The organism is Micromonospora rhizosphaerae (assembly GCF_900091465.1).
Classification (GTDB): Bacteria; Actinomycetota; Actinomycetes; order Mycobacteriales; family Micromonosporaceae; genus Micromonospora; species Micromonospora rhizosphaerae.
This window is the reverse complement of sequence record NZ_FMHV01000002.1, coordinates 990,241-1,007,865: the sequence shown is the minus strand read 5'-3', so window position 1 is coordinate 1,007,865 and position 17,625 is coordinate 990,241. Positions and strand designations below refer to the sequence as shown.

Below are 17,625 nucleotides of genomic sequence, written 5' to 3'. Positions count from 1 at the left end.
CACACTTCCGGTTCAGCTTCCGACCCTCCGGCGTCCGTCAGTTCGCCACGCCGACGGTCCGCCCGACCGACTCGGGCTGGTCCAGCGAGTGAAGCATCAGCTGGGCGACGTCGGCCCGGGAGACGGTCAGGCCGCCCCGCACGTTGCGCCCGTACGCCGTCCGGTAGGCGCCGGTCAGCGGCTTGTCGGTCAGCCGGGGCGGGCGGACGACCGTCCAGTCGAGGCCGCTGTCCCGCAGTATCTCCTCCATCAGCGCGAGGTCGGCGTAGTGCCGGCGGAGCACCCGGCGAATCGCCGGCCCCAACACGAAGCGCATCAGCGGCCCGTCGCCCGGGTCCCGCTTGGGCGGGTGCGGCCGGCCGGGGGACGGCACCACGCCAACCGGCGCGGCGCTGACCACCACGATCCGTCGTACGCCGGACTCCCTCATCGCCTCGACGATCGCCCCGGTGCCCCGGGCGGCGATGCCGGCGTCGACCGCCGAGCGGGGGCCCAGGCCGGAGAGCACCGCGTCGGCCCCCGCGACCGCCGCCCGCAGCGTCGCCGGATCGGCCGTCGCCAGGTCGGCAGCGACCACCCGGACCGGTACGCCGGCCAGCCGCCCCGGCTGACGTGCCACGGCGGTGACCTCGTGGCCGGCGGCGACGGCCTGGTCGACGAGATGCCGGCCGATGCCACCGGTGGCACCGAAGACGGTGATTTTCATGGGTACGCCTTCCGTCGGCGACCGCGCCCGGCGGCCGATCCTCGTAAGATATGGGAACCGTAAACATCTGATACGAGGCTCGAACAATATGGATTCCGTAGCATCTGAGGACGCGCGTCGCCACCGCCGGACCGCCACCCGGGTCAAGGACGCGATGCGGGAACTGAGCAACCAGCTCGGGCTCCTCAACCACCACGTCGGCGTACGCCTCTCGCTGCGCGACGTGGACCTGGACTGCCTCGACCTGATCGCCCGGCACGGGCCGATCAGCCCGGGGGCGCTGGCCCGGCGGGCCGGCCTGCACCCGGCCACCGTGACCGGGATCCTCGACCGGCTGCAGCGCGGCGGATGGATCGTGCGGGAGCGGGACCCGGCCGCCGCCGACCGCCGCTCGGTCACGGTCCGGGCGCTCCGCGAGCGCAATGCGGAGGTGTACCGCCTCTACGCCGGCATGAACGCGTCGATGGACGAAATCTGCGCCGGGTACGACGCGAGCCAGCTGGAGCTGATCGCCGACTTCCTGCACCGGGCCGGCGAGGCGGGGCGACGGGCCGCCGACGAGCTGGCCGACGGCTGAGCGCCGGCGTCAGCTCTCGGCCGCGCCGACCTCCCAGCTCGGCACGGCGGCGGCCGCGCCGCTGCGCGGGCCGGTGTATTCCATCAGCACCAGCGCGATGTCGTCGTCGAGCCGGCCGTGCACCCACTCGACCAGGGCGGTTTCCAGCGACGCCAGCCCGTCGGCGACCGTGCCGTGGCCGAGCAGTCGCCAGGCCCGGTCGGCCGTCGGGAAGAACTCACCGTCCCGACGGGCCTCGCCGAGGCCGTCGGTGAAGAGCAGCAACCGGTCGCCCGGTTCCAGGCGTTCCACCCTTGGCCGGACGACCGGCATGAAGCCGAGCGGGGGCGCGGGCGCGGGCGGTTCGAGGGGGATCACCGCGCCTCGGCGCAGCAGCAGCGGTGACGGGTGTCCACAGTTGACGATGGTGAGGGTGCCGCCCCGCTCCTCCACCAACGCGGCGGTGACGAAATCCTCGTCGCCCACGTTGCGGGCCACCGCCCGGTCCAGATCGGTCACCACGGCCCGCAGGTCCGCCCGCTCGTACGCCACGTGCCGGTAGGAGCCGAGCACGATGCTGGCCAGGCGGACCGCGTCCAGCCCCTTGCCGCGGACGTCCCCGATGATCATGCGTACGCCGTACGGGGTGTCCATCGCCTCGTACAGGTCCCCGCCGATCTCCGCGGTGGCGGTGGAGGAGATGTAACGGCCCGCGACCGACAGGGTGCCCACCTGCGGGCCGAGCGGCCGGAGCACCGCCTGCTGCGCCACCGCCGCCAGCTTGGACAGCTCGGCGATCTGCTCGGCCTGCCGCTGGCGTACCGCGGCGACGGCGGCCGCGATCCCGGTGGCCAGCGCGATGCCGGCCACGTTGACCGCGGTGACCAGCGACATCGTCCGCTCGGCGAGGGCGAAGCCGGCCCCGATCACCGTGGCCAGGGCGCCCACTCCCAGCACCACCCGCCAGGAGGCCAGCGCCGCGGCAAGGAACGGAGCGCCGACCATCAGCGCGACGTAGTGGGCCGGCCGACCGTCGGCCAACTCCACTGCGGAGGCGAGTACGAGCAGCCCGAGGGCCGCGCCGAGGCCGGCGCGGGATCCGGGGCTCAGCGGGCCGCGGCCCGACTGGAAGGGTTGCGTGCGTACAACGGACAGCATGCCTGATGGACGGGAATGGGTGAATGGACCTGACCCCTCGTCCGAGGCCGTTCTGTCCGGCCGGTCCGCCCCGGCGGCCTGATCGCCGTCGGTCACCCGATCAGCCGAGCACCTCGTACGTCACGGTCAGCTCGCCGAGTCCGAGGGGGGCGATCGCCGCGAACGCGGCCCGGGAGAGGTCCAGGCAACGGCCGTCGACGAACGGGCCGCGGTCGTTGATCCGGACGGTGACGGACTTGCCGTTCGCCGGGTTGGTCACCCGGACCCTGGTGTTGAACGGCAGGGTCTTGTGTGCGGCGGTCAGCGCGTCCGGGTTGAAGCTCTCGCCGTTGGCCGTCGTCTGCCCCTCGTCGTAGAAGGACGCGCCGCAGGAGCCGCTGCTGACCACCTTGGCGGCCGCCGCGGTCCTCGTCGCGGTGACGCTGGGCTGCGGGCTGGCGGTGCGGGCCTTGCTCCGGGAGGCGGCCTGCGTGCGGGTCGGCGTCGGCGTGGCCGTCGCCTTCGGTGACGGGCTGAGGCTCGACGAGGCGGTCGCACTGGGCGACGCGGACGGGGAGGTGGGGGCGAGGGTGCTGGGCACGGCCTCGGCGACGGTCGGCTCCGGGGCGGCCTGGCCCGAGGTCAGTTGGACCGCGCCGACGGTGCCACCGACGGCGAGCGCCACGCCGACCGCCGCCGTCGCCGCGATGGCCGCGGGCGAGAACCTGCGGGTACGAATGTGGTGCTTACCAGCCACCGGCCCGGTCCTTTCGTCAGCTGAGCAAACCGGCTCGGACCGTAACGAGAGAGCTACATCCGAAGTCAACGTGATCATTGTGATATGCCCGTATTTGCGGGGATACGTGTAGACGATCATCCGGCCGACGGTGGGCCGATCGTAGGAACAGCCGCTGCCCCGCACCGGTGCCTCATCACCTCGCGTCGGTATCGCAGGATGGTGCCGTGCTGAGCGAACGCCTGGTCGAGCTGTTCCGCTGGGTCGATCCCGGTCCGGAGAGCGACCACCTGGTCAGCGACGTCTCCGGCTGGTGGCGGGACCCGGAGGTGCTGGTCGCACTCGGTCCCGCCCTGGTCGCGCCCTTCCGGTCCACCCGGCCGACGGTCGTGCTCGCCCCGGCGGTCACCGGCCTGCTGCTCGGGCCGCTGGCCGCGACCGCGCTCGGGGTCGGGTTCGTGCCGGCGTACAAGGCGGGCGACGGGCGGCTGCCGGCCGGGGCGGTCACCTGGGCGCAGAGCCCACCGGACTTCCGCGGTCGCCGGGTCGCCCTCGGAGTTCGGGACCGGCACCTCGGCCCCGGCGACCGGGTGCTGGTGGTGGACGACTGGGTGGCCACCGGCGCCCAACTGCGCGCCCTGTACGAGATCTGCGCCGACCGGGGCGCCGAGGTGATCGGCACCGCCACCGCGGTGACCGACTGCCCGCCGGAGCTCGCCGCCGAGCTGCGGGTCCATGGTCTGATCGACGCCGCCCGACTGCAGGCTTGACCTGAAGCGCGGTTGAGCTCCGAGGATCGCCGCATGGACGACGGCATCCTGGACGAGGCGTACCGACGGCTGCACGGGACCGGCCCGGAGTTCGAGGGCTGGCTCTCCAACCACGGCCCGATGGCGGTCGAGGCGCTGGTCCGGCACGGGCACGGTACGCGCGTACACCGGTGGCTGGACGACTACCTGCGCCGGCTCGACGAGCTGCCCCGCGGGCTCCGGCCGATCGACGACTGGCGCGAGGCGCTCGGCGACCCGAAGCGGGCCGGCGACTGGCTGGCCCACTTCGATCGCGAGCTGCGCGAGCGGCCCTGGCGGGCGGTGCTCGGGACCTGGTGGCCGCGGCTGCTGCCGGGGATCGCGGCCGGCGCCACCCACGGCGTGATCCGGGTCGGGCACGCCGTCCGGGTGCTGCGCGAGGACGGCGCCGCCCCGGACCGGCTGGCCGAACTGGGCCAGGCGCTGGGCTACTGGGCCGCCCGCTGGCAGCCGGTGCCCGGGGTCGGCCCGCTCACCGGCCGGTCCGACGTGGCGGCCGCGTTGGCCGGGCTGCCCCGGATCGCGGAGCGGACCGGCGGCATCCGGGAGCGGCTGGGCCGGCTGCCGGACGTATCGGAATGGCCAGGTGCGGTCGCGGCGCTCCGCCCACCGACGACCCCGGCGGAGGCGGAGCGAACGCTCACCGACCTGGTGCACCGGGCCGGCCTGGACTACCTCCGGTTCGGGCACGGCAACCCGGTGATGCTGGTGCACGCGGTGACCGCGCCGACCGCGGTGCTGCGTACGCTGCCGGCCCTGGATCCGGTGGTCTGGGCGCCGAGCGTCGCCGCGGCCTGGTCCGCCACGGCCGCCGTGACCTCGGTGTACGCCCCGCCCGCGCCCGCCTCGCTGCCGGCGGTCGCGCCCGGCGGCCCGGCGGAGATCTTCGCCCGGGCCGCCCGGCACGGCGACGCGCACGTGGTGAAGCTGGCCGACGCGGTGCTCGACGCGCACGCGGCGACCGGCGACGACCGGGTGCTGTTGGCGGCCGGCTACGCCGCTCAGCTCATCTGACGAACTCCTCGACGGCGGTGCAGACCCGGCCCAGCGCCTCGGCGGACCAGGCCAGCGGGCCCGGAACCATCAGCGCGTGGTCGCCCTCCTCGATCTCCAGCACGTGGGGGGTGAGCCGGCGGGCCAGCGACCCGTCCCAGGACGGGTCCGCCGTCCCGCCGACCAGCAGGTACGGCGCGGTGGCCCGGCGCAGCGCGTCGACCACCTCGGCCACGTGGAGCAGCGGGGTGAGCCAGACGGCGGCCAGCCCTCGGTCGGCGGCGAGCGGCGTGGCCAGTGAGCCGAGCGACTTGCCGACCAGCAGGTCGGTCGGCTCGGTCAGCGTCGGGGCCACCTGCCGAGCCACCCAGTCGATGGCCGCTCGGGGCCCGTCCTGGTTGGGTGCGAACCGCTCCGGTACCTGCCAGCTGATCCCGTGCAGCGCAAAGCCGACGCGGCGCAGCGCCTCCCCCGCGTAGAGGAAGAGCGGGTACCGGGTGTCGTAGCCTCGGCCGGGAATGAGCACCGCCCGCCGGTCCGCCATGGCCGCCTCCTCTCGACAACCGGCCCACCGTATCGCCAGCCGACCGGCGGTGGGGTGGCAAATCGACGACAGGAGATCAACCCGGCGACTAGCTTGTTTTTTAACCTTCGCGTTTTTGCTGGTCGGCTTGGTTGCGGGCGCGGTGGATGGTTTTACCGACGTCGTGGCGGGGTGCGCGGTGTCGGTTGGGGCTGCCGGGTGGACGTCCGGGGCCTGGCCGGGTGGGTTTTGGTGCCTGCGCGGGATGGCTGGTCTTCGGCCGGAGGTTCCGAAACCCGCGGCGGACCCGGGCGGGGCTCAGGCGTTCGGGTCGGGTGGGGTCGGCGGGTCGTTCCCAGGGACGATGCAGGTCGTCGGTGAGGCCGCGGGCCAGCCGTAGTTGGGTGTGTGCGGTGAGGATCAGCCAGGTCCAGGTGTCGGCCGCGTTCGGGTCGCGCAAGCGGGGTCGGGTCCAGCCGAGGGTCTGTTTGAGCAGCCGGAAGGTGTGCTCTAGGTCAAAGCGGCGTAGGTAGGCCTGCCAGAGCAGATCAACCTGGGCGGCGGTCAGATCAGGCGTGGAGCACCACAGCCAGATCGGTTTGGGGTTCTGACCGGAGGGGACGCGGTCGACGGTCAGCCGCAGCAGAGTGCCTTCCAGGATCGGCAGCGGCCCGGTGTGGCTGATCCAGGCGGCGCGGCGGGTCAGCCGGGGATGCACCCGGTTCCAGGTGCGGGTTTGTGCGGTGCCATAGCGGGAGGTGGCGGTGTGGGTGTGGTGGGTTGGCTGGGGCCAGGTGGTCCTGGTCTCGTCGGACAACCGCAGTTCCGGGCCGTGGTGGCGGGGCCGGCCGATCGTGGTCGGGGTGCGGGCCGGTGCCGGTAGGCGCATCACCCGGCTGGAACGCAGCCGCCCGAGGATCTCGACCGGCAGATCACGCAGGTCGTGGGTCAGGCGGGCGGAGTCGTAGCCTGAGTCGGTCACGATCAGGATCGGCGGGTCACCCTCACGCCAGTGTCCGGCGGTGATCAGCCGGTCCACGACCTCCCGCACCTGCGCACAGGACACGGCCGTCTCGTCGTCGGCCGGACCGAGCCGGACCGCGTCGAGCAGCGCGGTCCAGGAGGTAGCGCCGGTCTCCAGGGCGGCCACGATCGAATACGGCCAGCCGGGGACTCGCTGGTCCTGGGCGCGGGTCTGCCCGGTCACGTGGCAGTAGAGCCGGTCCGGGCTGGTGTGGGCTTCCCGGCGCAGCCACGCGGACACGTCCACCGCAAGCACGATCCGCCCGTCAGCGGCCAGCGGGACCGGCAACGCGGCCACGGCCCGGCGCAACCGGGCCAGCTCCAGACGCCCGTGGTTGACCGCATCGTAGAGCGCCCCATGACCCCGGCGATGTTCGGCGGTCAGGCTCAACCCGACCAAGCTGTCCACCGGGCCATCCGCGCACAACACCGCGTCGGTCAGCTCGAACAGGGCGTCCGCCCGACGGGTCAGACAGCCGTAAAACTCTTCCCGGAACCCTGCGAGTCGCCGCAGCGACTCGACGCGGCCAGCGGGGTCAGGCACACTGCTCATCACGGCCTTCGGTTGTGAGTCATGTTCTTCTTTGGCGAGACGACATGATCACCGAAGGCCGTCTTCGTGTCCACCCACGACGGCGCGAAACATCAGGCCAGAGAGCCGAAGGTTAAAAAACAAGACTAGCCTCGGCAGGATGTGGCCCCGCATCGGTGGACTGCGCTCGCTCAGCCTCGGCACGCCGGGGGAGCTGCGCGCCACGCTCAACACCCTCGTGCTGGCCGGCGTGAAGACCGCGACCGCCGGCCTGATCACCGAGTACGCCGAGGAGAACGAGGAGCTGGAGCACGTCGGCGAGCGGCTGGTCCTGGTCGACGACCACGACGCGCTGGTCGGCGTCGTCGAGGTCACCGGCGTCGAGGTGGTCCGCTTGGCCGACGTCTCCTGGGATTTCGCCCGCTCCGAAGGGGAGGGTGACCGGTCCATCGAGGAATGGCGGGAGGGGCACAGCGCCTACTGGGCCCGGCAGGGCACCCCGGTCACCGACGACACCCAGATCGTCTGCCTCCGGTTCAAGCTGGTCTCCGCCGCCGACGGCGGCATCAGCACCGGCGACCTCAGCACCTGACCCGCGGCCGGCTCAGGCTCGGCGCAGCTCCGGCAGGAGCCGGGTGGCGACGTCGACCAGGATCTCCTCGTCGCCGGCGTACCAGCTGCTGGCCCGCGGCCAGTGCGTCACCACGTCGGTGAAGCCCAGGTCGGCGGCCCGGCCGACCTGCTCGGCGAAGAAGTCGGCGCTGCTCAGCGAGAAGACCGGGGCCGCGTCCAGGGAGAGGTAGCGGTCGAGGGTCGCCGGGTCGCGGCCCGCCGTGGCGAGGGTCTTGTCGAGCCGGGCGGAGAGCTCGGCCACCGAGTCCCACCAGCTCTCCAGGTCATCGCCGCCGGCGCCGGTGGTGACCCAGCCCTGGCCGAAGCGGGCCACCAGCCGCATCGAGCGCGGGCCGTTGGCCGCGATCACGAACGGCACCCGGGGCTGCTGGACGCACCCGGGGTTGTTCCGGGCGTCCACCGCGGCGAACCAGTCGCCGCGCCAGGTCGTGCCGTCCTCCCGCAGCACCAGGTCGAGCAGTTCGGTGAACTCGCCGAACCGGTCCACCCGCTGCCGCGGCGGCAGCGTCTCGCCGCCCAGCACGGTGGCGTCGAAGCCGATGCCCCCGGCGCCGAGGCCGAGCAGCAGCCGGCCGCCGGAGACGTCGTCCAGCGCGGTCACCTGGCGGGCGAACGCCGCCGGGTGCCGGAAGTTGGGCGAGGCGACCAGGGTGCCGAGCCGGATCCGGGAGGTCACCGTCGCGGCGGCGGTCAGCGTGGTCATCGAGTCGAACCACGGGCCGTCGACCAGGTCCCGCCAGCCCAGGTGGTCGTACGTCCAGGCGTGGTCGAAGCCCCACTCGTCCGCCCGCCGCCAGCGGCGCTGCGAGTCCGACCAGCGCTGGTCGGGGAGGATCACGATGCCAATCCGCATGATCACCAGAGTACGGCCCGGCCGGCCGGCCCGGGGGTCGGCTCGGCCGGCCAGGCCGGCAGCTACTCCGCGACCACGTCGGCGACGACGCAGGCGATGTTGTCGGGCGCTCCCTGGGCGTACGCGAGGGCGATCAGCTGCTGGACCACCTGGTCGGGTTCGGCCGCCGCGCCGAGTGCGGTGTGCAGCGCCGCGTGGTATCGCAGCAGATACGCCCTGGTGTCACCGATGTGCACCAGAGCCAGCTGCGAACCGCGTCGGAGCAGCGCCGTCAGGGTGCTGACCGGCTGCTGGTCGTCCGTCGCCGCCTTCCGCACGGTGCGGTCGGCCTCCGCGACCGCCTCAGCCAGCAGGGTGAGAAGTTCGGCAGCGGACCCGCCGGACAGCTCCAACGGCTTGAGAGCGTTGATCGCGGCGGCGCTCGCCTCGGCACCGCCGGGCCCACCGGCACGACCAAGGCTGTGGCTTCCCGAGGGTCAAGGTCAACCCGATCAGCGTACGGGCAGCCTGGCCAGCATCCGGCCCAGGTGCGGTTCGATCGTCGCCGGGTCCGCGTCGGCCACCTCCCGCGCGGTCCACCACCGCACGGCACGGAACTCGCCCGGGTCGGGCGTCAGCGCCTGGTCGCGCCGGCCGCTCAGGACGAACCACAGACTCACATCGGTGTGCCGCTCCTCGGGCGCGCCGACGGTGTCGGTGACGGTGAGGAAGGCTGGGCGCTCGCCGAACCCGGGCGAGAACACCGCCGGCACGCCCAACTCCTCCAGAACCTCCCGCCGTACGGTCTCGGCGGGGTGCTCGCCCGGCTCCACGTGACCGCCGCTGGGCAGCCACATCCCGGCCTTGATGTGGTCGACCAGCAGCACGCTGCCGTCCGCCTCGTCGCGCAGCAGGAAGTACGCGACCAGGTGCGGCGAGGGGGTGCGCGGCTTGGCCCGACGGAAGATGTCGCCCGTCCCGGCCAGCCAGGCCAGGCACTCCGCCCGGTGCCGCGCCTCCAGCTCGTCCATCGGCGTCAGCGCCTCGACCAGCGCCCGAATCTCGCTCTCCACCCGCATCCCGCGATGCTGCCAGCCGGATACGACAGCGACCACCCGGCGGTGACCGGCGTAGATGACGCTCGCTATGTTGAGGGCGTGCTGTTCGAGCCGGTGGTCGCGGAGCTGTCGTTTGAGCACAACGACAACGAGCTGGTCGGCGATCTTGTCCGTCCGCCCTGGCCGGGTCCGTACCCGGCAGTGGTCTTCGTTGAAGGCTCCGGGCCTGGCGGACGCCGCCAAGGCTCCTGGCCCACCAGGCTTGCCGCAGCGGGCTTCGCGAGCCTCGCCTACGACAAGCCCGGCTCCGGAGCGTCGACCGGCGACTGGACCCGTCAGACCATCGCCGATCGCGCGGAGGAGACGGTGGCGGCGGTCCGGGCATTGAAGAGCCGCGACGAGGTGCTGCCCGATGCCGTCGCGCTGATCGGCGGCAGCCAGGGCGGCTGGGTCGCGCAACTCGCGGCGTCAGGGGAGGAAACGGTTGCGGCGGTGGTGAGCGTGTCAGGCCCGGGCGTGACCGTGCTGGCCCAAGAGGAGTACCGGCTCCGTCACCAACTCCGCGCGGAGGGCTTCACCAGCACAGACATCCGGGAGGCGTTGGCGCTGCTACGCGAGCAGGTCCAGCGCGTTCGCTCAGGCGACGACCCGGTACGGGTACACGCCGCGCAAGCACGCTGGCACGACGCTCCCTGGTATCCAATGCTCGCCGGAACAACACCTCAGTCGATCGCGTTCCTCGCGGGCATCGCAGACTACGATCCGGCCCCGGCACTGGCAGCCCTGTCATGCCCGCTGTTGGCTATCTTCGGCGCCGACGACCTGCTCGTGCCAGTCGAGGACAGCGCGCGCGCAATCACCAACACCCTGAAGAAAGCGCACCATACCGATCACGAAATCGTGGTGTTCCCCCACGCCGACCACAACATCCGGATCTATTGCGGCGAAGGGACCCCGCGGATCAGCCACGGCCACTACAAGCCTGCCGAGCGCGCCCCAGGCTTCGACGAACTCGTCGTCACCTGGCTACAGCGCCGTCTCCGGTTCGGACCGCCGGTGGCCTGACAGGCCGCGTCCCCCCAGCATCGGCGACAGCCATCGTTCGTACCCTGTGGGCCATGGCCGATGATCCACCCAGCTCACGCCCGCCACTCCGACGCGGGCCGCGCACGTTGATCGCGGCGCTGCTCGTGCTCGGGGTGATGGTGCCGTCTCTGATCATCCGCGAGCTGATCGAGGCCAGGATGGGCAGCGGCCCGCTGGCCGACTTCGGCTGGACAGCAGTGCCAGCAGCCGCAACGGCCTGGCTTGCGCCGCGCGTTTCCTACCGCCGGCGTGATGCCCTGTTGTGGTTGGTCGGCCCGGGCCTGTACATCTTCGCGGTGATCGCCTGGCGGCTGGCCTTCCTGCCGTATCGCGACTGGACGCCTCGGCCCGATGAGGCGTCTCGCCTCCGCTGGCTTCACGACCCTGAACACGCCGGGATGTTGGTACCTGCCCGCGGAAGCCAAGTAGGTGGACCAATGTGCCGCGGCGCGTGTCCCACGGGGCGGCGGAGCGCTACGGCGTGATGGACAGGTGACCCAGGATCTGGCCGCCGAGCCCGGTGTCGCCGGCCACGGTCACGTCGGCGTGGTGGGGCAGGATGCGACCACAGCTGAGCCGGGCGAAGCTTTCCCAATCCATGCTGAGCAGGCTCGTCACCGGCTCGGAGTTGCCCGAGACCAGCCGTCCGCGACGGTCGTCACCGACCAGGACCGAGTGGTCGAACGCGATCGGGCCCGCCACGCTGAACCGCACCACCGATCCGGACGGGGCTCCGGCGCGCTTGGCCACGACGACGGGCAGCGCCGATATGAACTGTCCACACGCGATCCGTGCGCCAGGCGAGTCGAGGTTGCCCGGCCGTCCGACTGCTCGGCGGATGTCCTGCTCGTGTACCCAGACATCGAACGCACGGTGGCGCCACAGCGTGCCCAGCGGGACGGGCTGACCCCACGCGGTGAACGCCGGTTGCTCGGGATCCGGCGGCACCTCGGCGGTCTGCGCGCACCGCTGCCGGTACACCTCGCGTAGTTCGTCGAGCACCTTCGGGGGTGACGTGTGCCGTCGCGCCGCGACCGGCTCATCCGCGATGTGCGCGATACCCCGCTCGGGGCGCGGATGGCCGGCCGCCATCCACAGCTCGCCGCCGATCAGGTGGGAGTACACGTCCTTGACACTCCAGCCGGGGCATTCCGTCGGCGAGTTCCAGTCACTGTCGGCGAGCGTCTCTCCGATCACCAGGACCGATTCCAACGACTCCCGCCAAGCCGCGATGCTGTCGTCCAGCTCAGTCATGCCCGCAGCATGAACACGGGGCCGTCACGGCGCAACGATCGGCGTCCGTAGGTGACGCCGATCACATCCGTCGCTGGATCTACCTTGGCCGGCCGGTGGAGTCTTACGCGGACGCGTGCGCCCTGTGCGACGGCGAAATCAAGTTCGTCCTGGAGGATCGCAACGTTGTGACCCGGCCCTGCGTGTAGTCGTCGATGACGGACTTCGACGACTTTTACGCGGCGCACTACGCCGACCTGACCGTGCAGGTCTACGCCTACTTCGGCGACCGGCACGAGGCGCAGGACGTCGTCCAGGAGGCGTTCTGCTGGGCGCTCGCCCGGTGGCGGCAGGTCTCCGGCTACGACGACCCCGCCGCCTGGGTCCGTCGGGTCGCCTGGAACCTCGCGACCAGCCGCTGGCGGCGGATCCGCACGATGCGGGCGTTTCACCTCCGGGAGCGCGGTGAGCCGGTCGTCGAGGGGCCGGGACCCGACCGCATCGCGCTGGTAGAGGCCCTGGCCTCGCTACCGGCCGCTCAGCGCCGGGCGATGGTGCTGCGCTACCTCGCCGACCTTCCGGTCGCCGAGATCGCCGACCGCGAGGGGGTGCCCGAGGGCACCGTCAGGTCATGGCTGCACCGCGGTCGCACCACGCTCGCCGTGCGGCTCCGCCCCGCACACACGGAGGTACCGCATGCCTGAGGAACTCACCGAGGAGCAGACCCGGGAGGCCTTCGCCCTCCTGCGCGCCGAGGCGCTGACGCACATCCGCCCACCGGGAGCCGCGGAGGCGCTGCGGGCGGTACGCCGTCGCCGCCGCACCGGCGTGGCCGCGGTCGCCGCCGGCGTGGGGCTCGCGGTGGCCGGCGGCGCCGCGGTGGCGAACCTGGTCGACGCCGACCGATCCGCCCCGCCGCCAGCGGCAGCGAGCCCCTCGCCGTCCCCGTCGGCGCTGTCCGCGGCCCAGCTCGACGACCTGGCGTCCGCAGCGGCCGCCGCGCTCGGGACCAAAGACGTGGACAACAGGAAGCCCAGGAGTGAGGGCAAGGGGCCGATCATCATGAGCGGCGGGGGGCCCGTCCTGCGCGGCGACCAGGGCATCAGCGGCACCGGGTACAGCGAGAACAAGACCGGCGTCTACGTATTCGAGGTCCTGTGCGTCGGTGAAGGGACGCTTCGTGCGCGCTTCTGGGCCGGAACCTCGACCGCGAACGCGGCCGGGAGCCGGCCCACACCCCCGCCCAACTCCCCCGACCTGCAGGTGCCCTGCGGCGACGAGCCGACGCCGGCCACGGCCAGCGTGCGCGCGCCCTGGCCGGAACGGGTCTACGTCTCGATCGAACCCGACCAGGCGGCCGTCGGGCGCGCCGCCTACGCCTCCCTCGTCCGCGTACCGTAGCTCCGCGGCTCAGAGGCAGAGCTTGCCGTTGGGGAACAGGTCGACGAACAGGCAGTGTCGTCGGTGGACGCCTTGTCCTCCGTCGACTGCTGCGCGACATTCGTCCGCCAGTTGATCTGCGACACCTCAGCGCGCCGATCGCGGCAGACCCGACCGATCCCTCAGTGAAGAGCGCCGCTACTCATACGCCTCGGCTGGCCCCGATCCGATCAGGAATCGAGAAGCGCCAGGGTGTCGTCGGGCCTAGCCTTCCTTGAAGATGGCCGGCACCGCGCCGAGCCTTGAGCGTCGAAAGGCAGCCCGGAAATGCCCGCGAAGAATTCCAAGACCGAGTCCGACGGCTTCAGCGCCGAGGAGCGTGCCGCGATGAAGGAGCGCGCCGCCGAGCTGCGGGCCGAGGGCAAGAAGGGTGCCAAGAAGGCCGACGCGCTGCAGGCGGTCCTAGACAGGATCGCGGAGATGGCGCCGGAGGATCGTGCGCTCGCCGAACGCGTGCATATGGCGGTGACCGCTACCGCCCCGGAGCTGTCGCCAAAGACCTGGTACGGGATGCCCGCCTACGCGAACGCGGACGGCAAGGTCGTCGTCTTCTTCCAGGACTCGGGCAAGTTCAACTACCGGTACTCGACCCTGGGCTTCCAGGACGCGGCCAACCTCGACGACGGGGACCTGTGGCCGGTGTCTTACGCGCTCCAAAAGTGGAGCCCCGTGGTAGAGAAGAAGGTCGTCGAGCTGGTGAAGGCTGCGGTCTCCTGACTGTTGCTCGCGATCGCCGCGCGTGGCGCTCGGTTAGCGGTGCGGACGGCTCCGCCTCAGCACCCGCCGTCACGACCCTCCGAGCCACATCTCTGAGCGCTTTCTCGAATGCAGCCACGCGTGAAGGACAGGCACCGACAGCGGTCGATGAGTGCGTGTGACCTGCGGAAAAATCGGATCGCACCACTGGCATCGGGTGGCCAGCCTATGGCCCGTGGATGGCCCGGCACCGGAAAGGTGATTTCCCACAAACCGAAGGCCCCGGCCTGGGACTCGTCCTGGCCAGGGCCTTTCGTGTGGAGCGGGTGACGGGAATCGAACCCGCACTGTCAGCTTGGGAAGCTGATGTTCTGCCATTGAACTACACCCGCAGGCGGCACCACTGTACCTGACGTCACCGCCTCCCTGCACCCAGGCACCCCCGGCGCGCCCACACCCGGCTCCGCCTGCGACGGAACCCGGCCTGACCCGATCTTGAGTCACCGTCATGCGCCGAAGTGACAGAAAGTTTCCCTGCGGCAATATATGGACGTTCTCAAATGGATTCATCGGCTGTGACGTCTGCCACACGTTCTCCGACCCGGCGCGACATGTCCCCCGTTCGCGCCGGCAGAAAGAGGTGGGCCCATGGGACTCCGTCCCAACCTGCTGACCCGGCGTGCCGCCAGCGTCGCGTCGACGACACCCCGGCGGAGGCGTCGCCCGCGTTCGAGTGCCCGGCGGGGCGGGACACCTGCACCACGCCCCGCCTCGACCCGATCACCAACTTCATGGACTACACCTACGACTCGTGCATGCACCAGTTCACCGTTGGGCAGGCGAGCCGGATGCTGACCGCGTGGAACGGCTACCGCGCGGCCGTAACGCGACGTACCGCAGCCGGTGCCGGCTCCGTCAGACGACGGGGCCGGCACCGGCGTCTTGCGGCCTCAGGCGGCGGGTCGGCGGGTGTCGAAGCCGTGCCGGCCGCGCAACCGACCCTCCGGCCCGGCCGACGGCCGGGTCGCTCGGGCGGCCGCGCGGGGATCGAGCCACACCTGCACCGCCGGCCGACCGGAGCGGCCTCCCTGGCTGGCCGGGCCGGCCTGGTCACGGCGGGCGAGCATCGCCACGTCGACCGTGAACTCGAAAAGCCGCCAGTCGACCTGCGGCGCGGCCCGGCCGGTCGCGGCCACCCGCGCCACCCGCGCCTGGTCGGTGACCGGGCGGGCATGACCGGCGACGTACGCCTCGTCGTCGGTCTCCTCGGGCGGGAACGAGTGCAGCGCGTACCGACCGTCGCGTTCGAGGTCGCGGCGCTTGGGCGAGTCGATGACGAAGCAGAAGAGCCCCTCATCGGTGATGACCGGGGAGACCGGGTGGACCCGGGGGCCGCCGTCCGGGCGGACCGTGGCGAGATAGCCGAAGCCCGGCCCGTACTGCTGCATGAGAAGGCGGATCTCGTCAGCGAGTCGGGGCTCGTCGGCGGCGAATTCGGACCAGGAAGCCATGTGGACAGTCTATCGAACATATGTACGAGAGGCGAGCGAGACGCGCCAAGTCATCCGCTCCGGTGAGGGCATCCGGCACCGCGCTATGGTGTGCGAATGCTGCTCTCCGACCGGGACCTCGTCAGCGAGATCAAGGCGGGCACGCTCGCGTTGGAACCCTTCGAACCCATGCTGGTGCAACCGTCCAGCATCGACGTACGCCTGGACAGGCTCTTCCGGGTCTTCAACAACCACCTCTACACGCACATCGACCCCGCCGTGCAGCAGGACGACCTGACCTCGATGGTCGAGGTGCCGGAGGGCGAAGCGTTCGTGCTGCACCCGGGCGAGTTCGTGCTCGCCTCGACGCTCGAGGTGATCTCGCTCGGCGACCAGCTCGCGGGTCGCTTGGAGGGCAAGTCCAGCCTGGGCCGGCTCGGGCTGCTCACCCATTCCACCGCCGGCTTCATCGACCCGGGCTTCTCCGGGCACGTCACGCTGGAGCTCTCCAACGTGGCGAACCTGCCGATCACCCTCTGGCCGGGGATGAAGATCGGCCAGCTCTGCATCTTCCGGCTCTCCTCGCCGGCCGAGCACCCGTACGGCTCCGCCATCTACGGGTCGCGCTACCAGGGGCAGCGCGGGCCGACACCGAGCCGCTCCTGGCAGAACTGGCGCACCTGGCCAACCCGCTGACCCCGGCACGCGTTAGCAGGGGCCCCTTCCTCGGCATGAGACGTTAAGAGGGGACCCCTGCTTGCACCTCAGCTCGGGTGGCCGTAGCTGTTGATCGGGCCGTCGTCGATGCGCTTCATCTTGATCGGCACGCCGGCCTGGGAGGCGTGCACCACCCAGCCGTTGCCGACGTACATCCCCACGTGGTGCAGGTCGCTGTAGTAGAAGACCAGGTCGCCGACGCGCAGGTCGGCCCGACTCACCCGGGCGGTCACCGCCCGCTGCTGCCGGGCGTTGTGCGGCAGTGAGACGCCGGCCTTGGCCCAGGCGGCCATGGTCAGGCCGGAGCAGTCGTACGAGTCCGGACCGTCGGCTCCCCAGACGTACGGCTTGCCGATCTGGGCGCAGGCGAACTTCGCCGCGATGCCGCCGGGGCCGGAGACGTATTCCGAGGGGCAGGGGGCGGGCCGCAGCGGACCGGCGCCGCCGCTGCCGTACACCTTGAGCCGGAGCTTCTGCAGCCGGTCGATCTCGGCGTTGATCTGCTTCTTCTTCGCCGCCAGCTGGGCCTCGGTGCGGGTGAGCTGGGCGATCATCTCGTCCAGCGGCTTCTTCTTGGCGGCCAGCTGGTTGCGCAGGTCGAGGACGTTCTGTACCTGCTGCTGCTGCCGGTGAGCGAACCGGTCGAGCAGTTCGAGGCCCGTGACCACGTCACTCGGCGACCGGCTGCCCAGCAGCGCGTTCACCGTCGAGACGCTCTCACCCTTGTACGCCTCGGCGGCGAGGCCACCGACCTGGCCCATGGCGAGGTCAACCTGAAGCTGCAGCGGCGCGATCTGCTTGGCGAGCACGTCCGCCTGCTTCCGCTTGCGGGCGAGGTCCTGACGTGCGGCGTTGTGCTGCTCGATGATCGGCTCGAGCTTGTTCCAGTCCTGGTCGATCTGGCGCTCGATCTCGGCGATCGACGGCTCGGCATGGGCCGCCGTGGCGCCGCCGGTCAGGATGACGGCGATGCCGGCCAGGGCGGCGAGGGCGGTGGTGAAGCGGGACCAGCATGAACGCGGCGCAGCCGCGACCCGGTCGATCGACCGGACCGACGGTGGCCACGGGGCATGATGTGCCACCGGGCTCCGTACTCCTTCTTCGCTGACCGCCTACCGGGTTAGCTGACGGGTTCGGGCGAGAAGGGAGCCGCCCTACCGCACTGCTGCGGATTCACCCCAGGTACCTGGGTCCCCGGCTCGCCCGGAGGCGACTCGGCGGTGTCGGACCGTCACCGCCCGGGTGGGCGGTGCTGCTACCGGTCGACGATGAATCAGAGTAGAGACGGTCGTTATCGATCCGCAACTCGCGACGCCATGACACTCCGTACGCACTTTCCACGCCCTCTGAAGGTTTCCTTCACGCAACATCATTAACCGGTAAGCTATTGACCGGAACGGGAACCTGGACGACGTACAGATCCTG

The 17,625-nt window shown here is 71.5% G+C and carries 20 protein-coding genes, 1 tRNA gene, 2 pseudogenes and 1 riboswitch; of the genes and pseudogenes, 11 read left to right on the top strand and 12 right to left on the bottom strand.

The window, feature by feature from the left end; all coding sequences use genetic code 11:
* Positions 1-37: 37 nt before the first annotated feature.
* The gene (locus tag GA0070624_RS04915; protein ID WP_091337023.1) at positions 38-706 is read right to left on the bottom strand and encodes an NAD(P)-dependent oxidoreductase; all 669 of its coding nucleotides are present in this window, start codon (positions 704-706) and stop codon (positions 38-40) included.
* An 88-nt stretch (positions 707-794) separates the two neighbouring features.
* Between GA0070624_RS04915 and GA0070624_RS04910 the strand changes: the two genes are divergently transcribed.
* Positions 795-1,283, top strand: a complete 489-nt coding sequence (locus GA0070624_RS04910) for a MarR family transcriptional regulator (RefSeq protein ID WP_091337021.1) — start codon at positions 795-797, stop codon at positions 1,281-1,283.
* Positions 1,284-1,292: 9 nt separating this feature from the next.
* On the opposite strand, the gene GA0070624_RS04905 is transcribed toward GA0070624_RS04910, so the two are convergent.
* Together GA0070624_RS04905 and GA0070624_RS04900 are read right to left on the bottom strand one after the other, a co-directional pair.
* Positions 1,293-2,420, bottom strand: a complete 1,128-nt coding sequence (locus GA0070624_RS04905; protein WP_091337019.1) for a PP2C family protein-serine/threonine phosphatase — start codon at positions 2,418-2,420, stop codon at positions 1,293-1,295.
* Between the two features lie 100 nt (positions 2,421-2,520).
* Positions 2,521-3,156 carry a septal ring lytic transglycosylase RlpA family protein gene (locus tag GA0070624_RS04900; protein ID WP_176731597.1) on the bottom strand — a complete coding sequence of 212 codons (636 nt, stop codon included), beginning with the start codon at positions 3,154-3,156 and terminating at the stop codon, positions 2,521-2,523.
* 206 nt (positions 3,157-3,362) lie between these two features.
* On the opposite strand from GA0070624_RS04900, the gene GA0070624_RS04895 reads away from it, so the two are divergent.
* Entirely contained in the window at positions 3,363-3,905 is a 543-nt protein-coding gene (locus GA0070624_RS04895; protein WP_091337017.1) for a phosphoribosyltransferase family protein, read from the top strand.
* A gap of 33 nt (positions 3,906-3,938) precedes the next feature.
* On the top strand, positions 3,939-4,958 hold the full coding sequence (locus tag GA0070624_RS04890; RefSeq protein ID WP_091337014.1) for a questin oxidase family protein: 1,020 nt from the start codon (positions 3,939-3,941) through the stop codon (positions 4,956-4,958).
* On the opposite strand, the gene GA0070624_RS04885 is transcribed toward GA0070624_RS04890, so the two are convergent.
* Both GA0070624_RS04885 and GA0070624_RS04880 read right to left on the bottom strand, forming a co-directional pair.
* The gene (locus GA0070624_RS04885; RefSeq protein WP_091337013.1) at positions 4,951-5,481 is read right to left on the bottom strand and encodes an alpha/beta fold hydrolase; all 531 of its coding nucleotides are present in this window, start codon (positions 5,479-5,481) and stop codon (positions 4,951-4,953) included. The two genes, GA0070624_RS04890 and GA0070624_RS04885, sit on opposite strands and share 8 nt — an antisense overlap.
* A 100-nt stretch (positions 5,482-5,581) precedes the next feature.
* Positions 5,582-7,036, bottom strand: a complete 1,455-nt coding sequence (locus tag GA0070624_RS04880; RefSeq protein WP_091337012.1) for an NF041680 family putative transposase — start codon at positions 7,034-7,036, stop codon at positions 5,582-5,584.
* 139 nt (positions 7,037-7,175) lie between these two features.
* On the opposite strand from GA0070624_RS04880, the gene GA0070624_RS04875 reads away from it, so the two are divergent.
* The gene (locus tag GA0070624_RS04875) at positions 7,176-7,607 is read left to right on the top strand and encodes an ASCH domain-containing protein (RefSeq protein WP_091337010.1); all 432 of its coding nucleotides are present in this window, start codon (positions 7,176-7,178) and stop codon (positions 7,605-7,607) included.
* A 12-nt stretch (positions 7,608-7,619) separates the two neighbouring features.
* On the opposite strand, the gene GA0070624_RS04870 is transcribed toward GA0070624_RS04875, so the two are convergent.
* The 3 genes and pseudogenes from GA0070624_RS04870 to GA0070624_RS04860 all read right to left on the bottom strand — a co-directional run bounded on the left by GA0070624_RS04870 (position 7,620) and on the right by GA0070624_RS04860 (position 9,559).
* A complete protein-coding gene (locus GA0070624_RS04870) occupies positions 7,620-8,507 on the bottom strand; it encodes an LLM class flavin-dependent oxidoreductase (protein ID WP_245718665.1) in 888 nt (295 codons plus the stop codon).
* 56 nt (positions 8,508-8,563) lie between these two features.
* Positions 8,564-8,944: pseudogene (locus GA0070624_RS04865) on the bottom strand (hypothetical protein); the annotation flags it as partial.
* 48 nt (positions 8,945-8,992) lie between these two features.
* On the bottom strand, positions 8,993-9,559 hold the full coding sequence (locus tag GA0070624_RS04860; protein ID WP_245718664.1) for an NUDIX hydrolase: 567 nt from the start codon (positions 9,557-9,559) through the stop codon (positions 8,993-8,995).
* 78 nt (positions 9,560-9,637) lie between these two features.
* Between GA0070624_RS04860 and GA0070624_RS04855 the strand changes: the two genes are divergently transcribed.
* Both GA0070624_RS04855 and GA0070624_RS04850 read left to right on the top strand, forming a co-directional pair.
* Complete coding sequence (locus tag GA0070624_RS04855) at positions 9,638-10,603, top strand: alpha/beta hydrolase family protein (protein WP_176731596.1); 966 nt, start codon at positions 9,638-9,640, stop codon at positions 10,601-10,603.
* Between the two features lie 53 nt (positions 10,604-10,656).
* A complete protein-coding gene (locus GA0070624_RS04850) occupies positions 10,657-11,109 on the top strand; it encodes a hypothetical protein (RefSeq protein ID WP_141714931.1) in 453 nt (150 codons plus the stop codon).
* Here GA0070624_RS04850 and GA0070624_RS04845 read toward each other — a convergent pair.
* Positions 11,099-11,878: a maleylpyruvate isomerase family mycothiol-dependent enzyme gene (locus GA0070624_RS04845; RefSeq protein ID WP_091337005.1), complete on the bottom strand. Its 780-nt coding sequence runs from the start codon at positions 11,876-11,878 to the stop codon at positions 11,099-11,101. The two genes, GA0070624_RS04850 and GA0070624_RS04845, sit on opposite strands and share 11 nt — an antisense overlap.
* Positions 11,879-12,072: 194 nt before the next feature.
* Between GA0070624_RS04845 and GA0070624_RS04840 the strand changes: the two genes are divergently transcribed.
* The 3 genes from GA0070624_RS04840 to GA0070624_RS04830 all read left to right on the top strand — a co-directional run bounded on the left by GA0070624_RS04840 (position 12,073) and on the right by GA0070624_RS04830 (position 14,014).
* Positions 12,073-12,561: an RNA polymerase sigma factor gene (locus tag GA0070624_RS04840; RefSeq protein ID WP_091337003.1), complete on the top strand. Its 489-nt coding sequence runs from the start codon at positions 12,073-12,075 to the stop codon at positions 12,559-12,561.
* Positions 12,554-13,258, top strand: coding sequence for a hypothetical protein (locus GA0070624_RS04835; protein WP_091337002.1), 705 nt, complete (start codon positions 12,554-12,556; stop codon positions 13,256-13,258). The genes GA0070624_RS04840 and GA0070624_RS04835 overlap by 8 nt, the downstream gene beginning before the upstream one ends.
* 306 nt (positions 13,259-13,564) lie before the next feature.
* Entirely contained in the window at positions 13,565-14,014 is a 450-nt protein-coding gene (locus tag GA0070624_RS04830) for an iron chaperone (protein ID WP_091337000.1), read from the top strand.
* Between the two features lie 297 nt (positions 14,015-14,311).
* Here GA0070624_RS04830 and GA0070624_RS04825 read toward each other — a convergent pair.
* A tRNA-Gly gene (locus GA0070624_RS04825) sits at positions 14,312-14,385 on the bottom strand.
* A gap of 303 nt (positions 14,386-14,688) precedes the next feature.
* Between GA0070624_RS04825 and GA0070624_RS04820 the strand changes: the two are divergent.
* Positions 14,689-14,871, top strand: a pseudogene (locus GA0070624_RS04820) (zinc metalloprotease); the annotation flags it as partial.
* A gap of 72 nt (positions 14,872-14,943) precedes the next feature.
* On the opposite strand, the gene GA0070624_RS04815 reads toward GA0070624_RS04820, so the two are convergent.
* Positions 14,944-15,504 (bottom strand): pyridoxamine 5'-phosphate oxidase family protein, encoded by a 561-nt coding sequence (locus tag GA0070624_RS04815; protein WP_091336998.1) that lies wholly within the window; start codon positions 15,502-15,504, stop codon positions 14,944-14,946.
* Positions 15,505-15,600: 96 nt separating this feature from the next.
* Here GA0070624_RS04815 and dcd point away from each other — a divergent pair, with 96 nt between their 5' ends.
* Positions 15,601-16,179: a dCTP deaminase gene (gene dcd, locus GA0070624_RS04810; protein ID WP_091336996.1), complete on the top strand. Its 579-nt coding sequence runs from the start codon at positions 15,601-15,603 to the stop codon at positions 16,177-16,179.
* A 68-nt stretch (positions 16,180-16,247) separates the two neighbouring features.
* Here dcd and GA0070624_RS04805 read toward each other — a convergent pair whose 3' ends face one another.
* On the bottom strand, positions 16,248-17,282 hold the full coding sequence (locus tag GA0070624_RS04805; protein ID WP_091336995.1) for a C40 family peptidase: 1,035 nt from the start codon (positions 17,280-17,282) through the stop codon (positions 16,248-16,250).
* A gap of 12 nt (positions 17,283-17,294) precedes the next feature.
* Positions 17,295-17,430, bottom strand: a riboswitch (cyclic di-AMP (ydaO/yuaA leader).
* Positions 17,431-17,625 lie beyond the last annotated feature (195 nt).

What these genes read in the sequence shown, in the direction of transcription:
- GA0070624_RS04915 (WP_091337023.1), bottom strand. Translation starts at nt 706, where the DNA reads ATGAAAATCACCGTCTTCGGTGCCACCGGTGGCATCGGCCGGCATCTC.
- GA0070624_RS04910 (WP_091337021.1), top strand. Translation starts at nt 795, where the DNA reads ATGGATTCCGTAGCATCTGAGGACGCGCGTCGCCACCGCCGGACCGCC.
- GA0070624_RS04905 (WP_091337019.1), bottom strand. Translation starts at nt 2,420, where the DNA reads ATGCTGTCCGTTGTACGCACGCAACCCTTCCAGTCGGGCCGCGGCCCG.
- GA0070624_RS04890 (WP_091337014.1), top strand. Translation starts at nt 3,939, where the DNA reads ATGGACGACGGCATCCTGGACGAGGCGTACCGACGGCTGCACGGGACC.
- GA0070624_RS04885 (WP_091337013.1), bottom strand. Translation starts at nt 5,481, where the DNA reads ATGGCGGACCGGCGGGCGGTGCTCATTCCCGGCCGAGGCTACGACACC.
- GA0070624_RS04880 (WP_091337012.1), bottom strand. Translation starts at nt 7,036, where the DNA reads ATGAGCAGTGTGCCTGACCCCGCTGGCCGCGTCGAGTCGCTGCGGCGA.
- GA0070624_RS04875 (WP_091337010.1), top strand. Translation starts at nt 7,176, where the DNA reads ATGTGGCCCCGCATCGGTGGACTGCGCTCGCTCAGCCTCGGCACGCCG.
- GA0070624_RS04860 (WP_245718664.1), bottom strand. Translation starts at nt 9,559, where the DNA reads ATGCGGGTGGAGAGCGAGATTCGGGCGCTGGTCGAGGCGCTGACGCCG.
- GA0070624_RS04850 (WP_141714931.1), top strand. Translation starts at nt 10,657, where the DNA reads ATGGCCGATGATCCACCCAGCTCACGCCCGCCACTCCGACGCGGGCCG.
- GA0070624_RS04845 (WP_091337005.1), bottom strand. Translation starts at nt 11,878, where the DNA reads ATGACTGAGCTGGACGACAGCATCGCGGCTTGGCGGGAGTCGTTGGAA.
- GA0070624_RS04840 (WP_091337003.1), top strand. Translation starts at nt 12,073, where the DNA reads ATGACGGACTTCGACGACTTTTACGCGGCGCACTACGCCGACCTGACC.
- GA0070624_RS04835 (WP_091337002.1), top strand. Translation starts at nt 12,554, where the DNA reads ATGCCTGAGGAACTCACCGAGGAGCAGACCCGGGAGGCCTTCGCCCTC.
- GA0070624_RS04830 (WP_091337000.1), top strand. Translation starts at nt 13,565, where the DNA reads ATGCCCGCGAAGAATTCCAAGACCGAGTCCGACGGCTTCAGCGCCGAG.
- GA0070624_RS04815 (WP_091336998.1), bottom strand. Translation starts at nt 15,504, where the DNA reads ATGGCTTCCTGGTCCGAATTCGCCGCCGACGAGCCCCGACTCGCTGAC.
- dcd (WP_091336996.1), top strand. Translation starts at nt 15,601, where the DNA reads ATGCTGCTCTCCGACCGGGACCTCGTCAGCGAGATCAAGGCGGGCACG.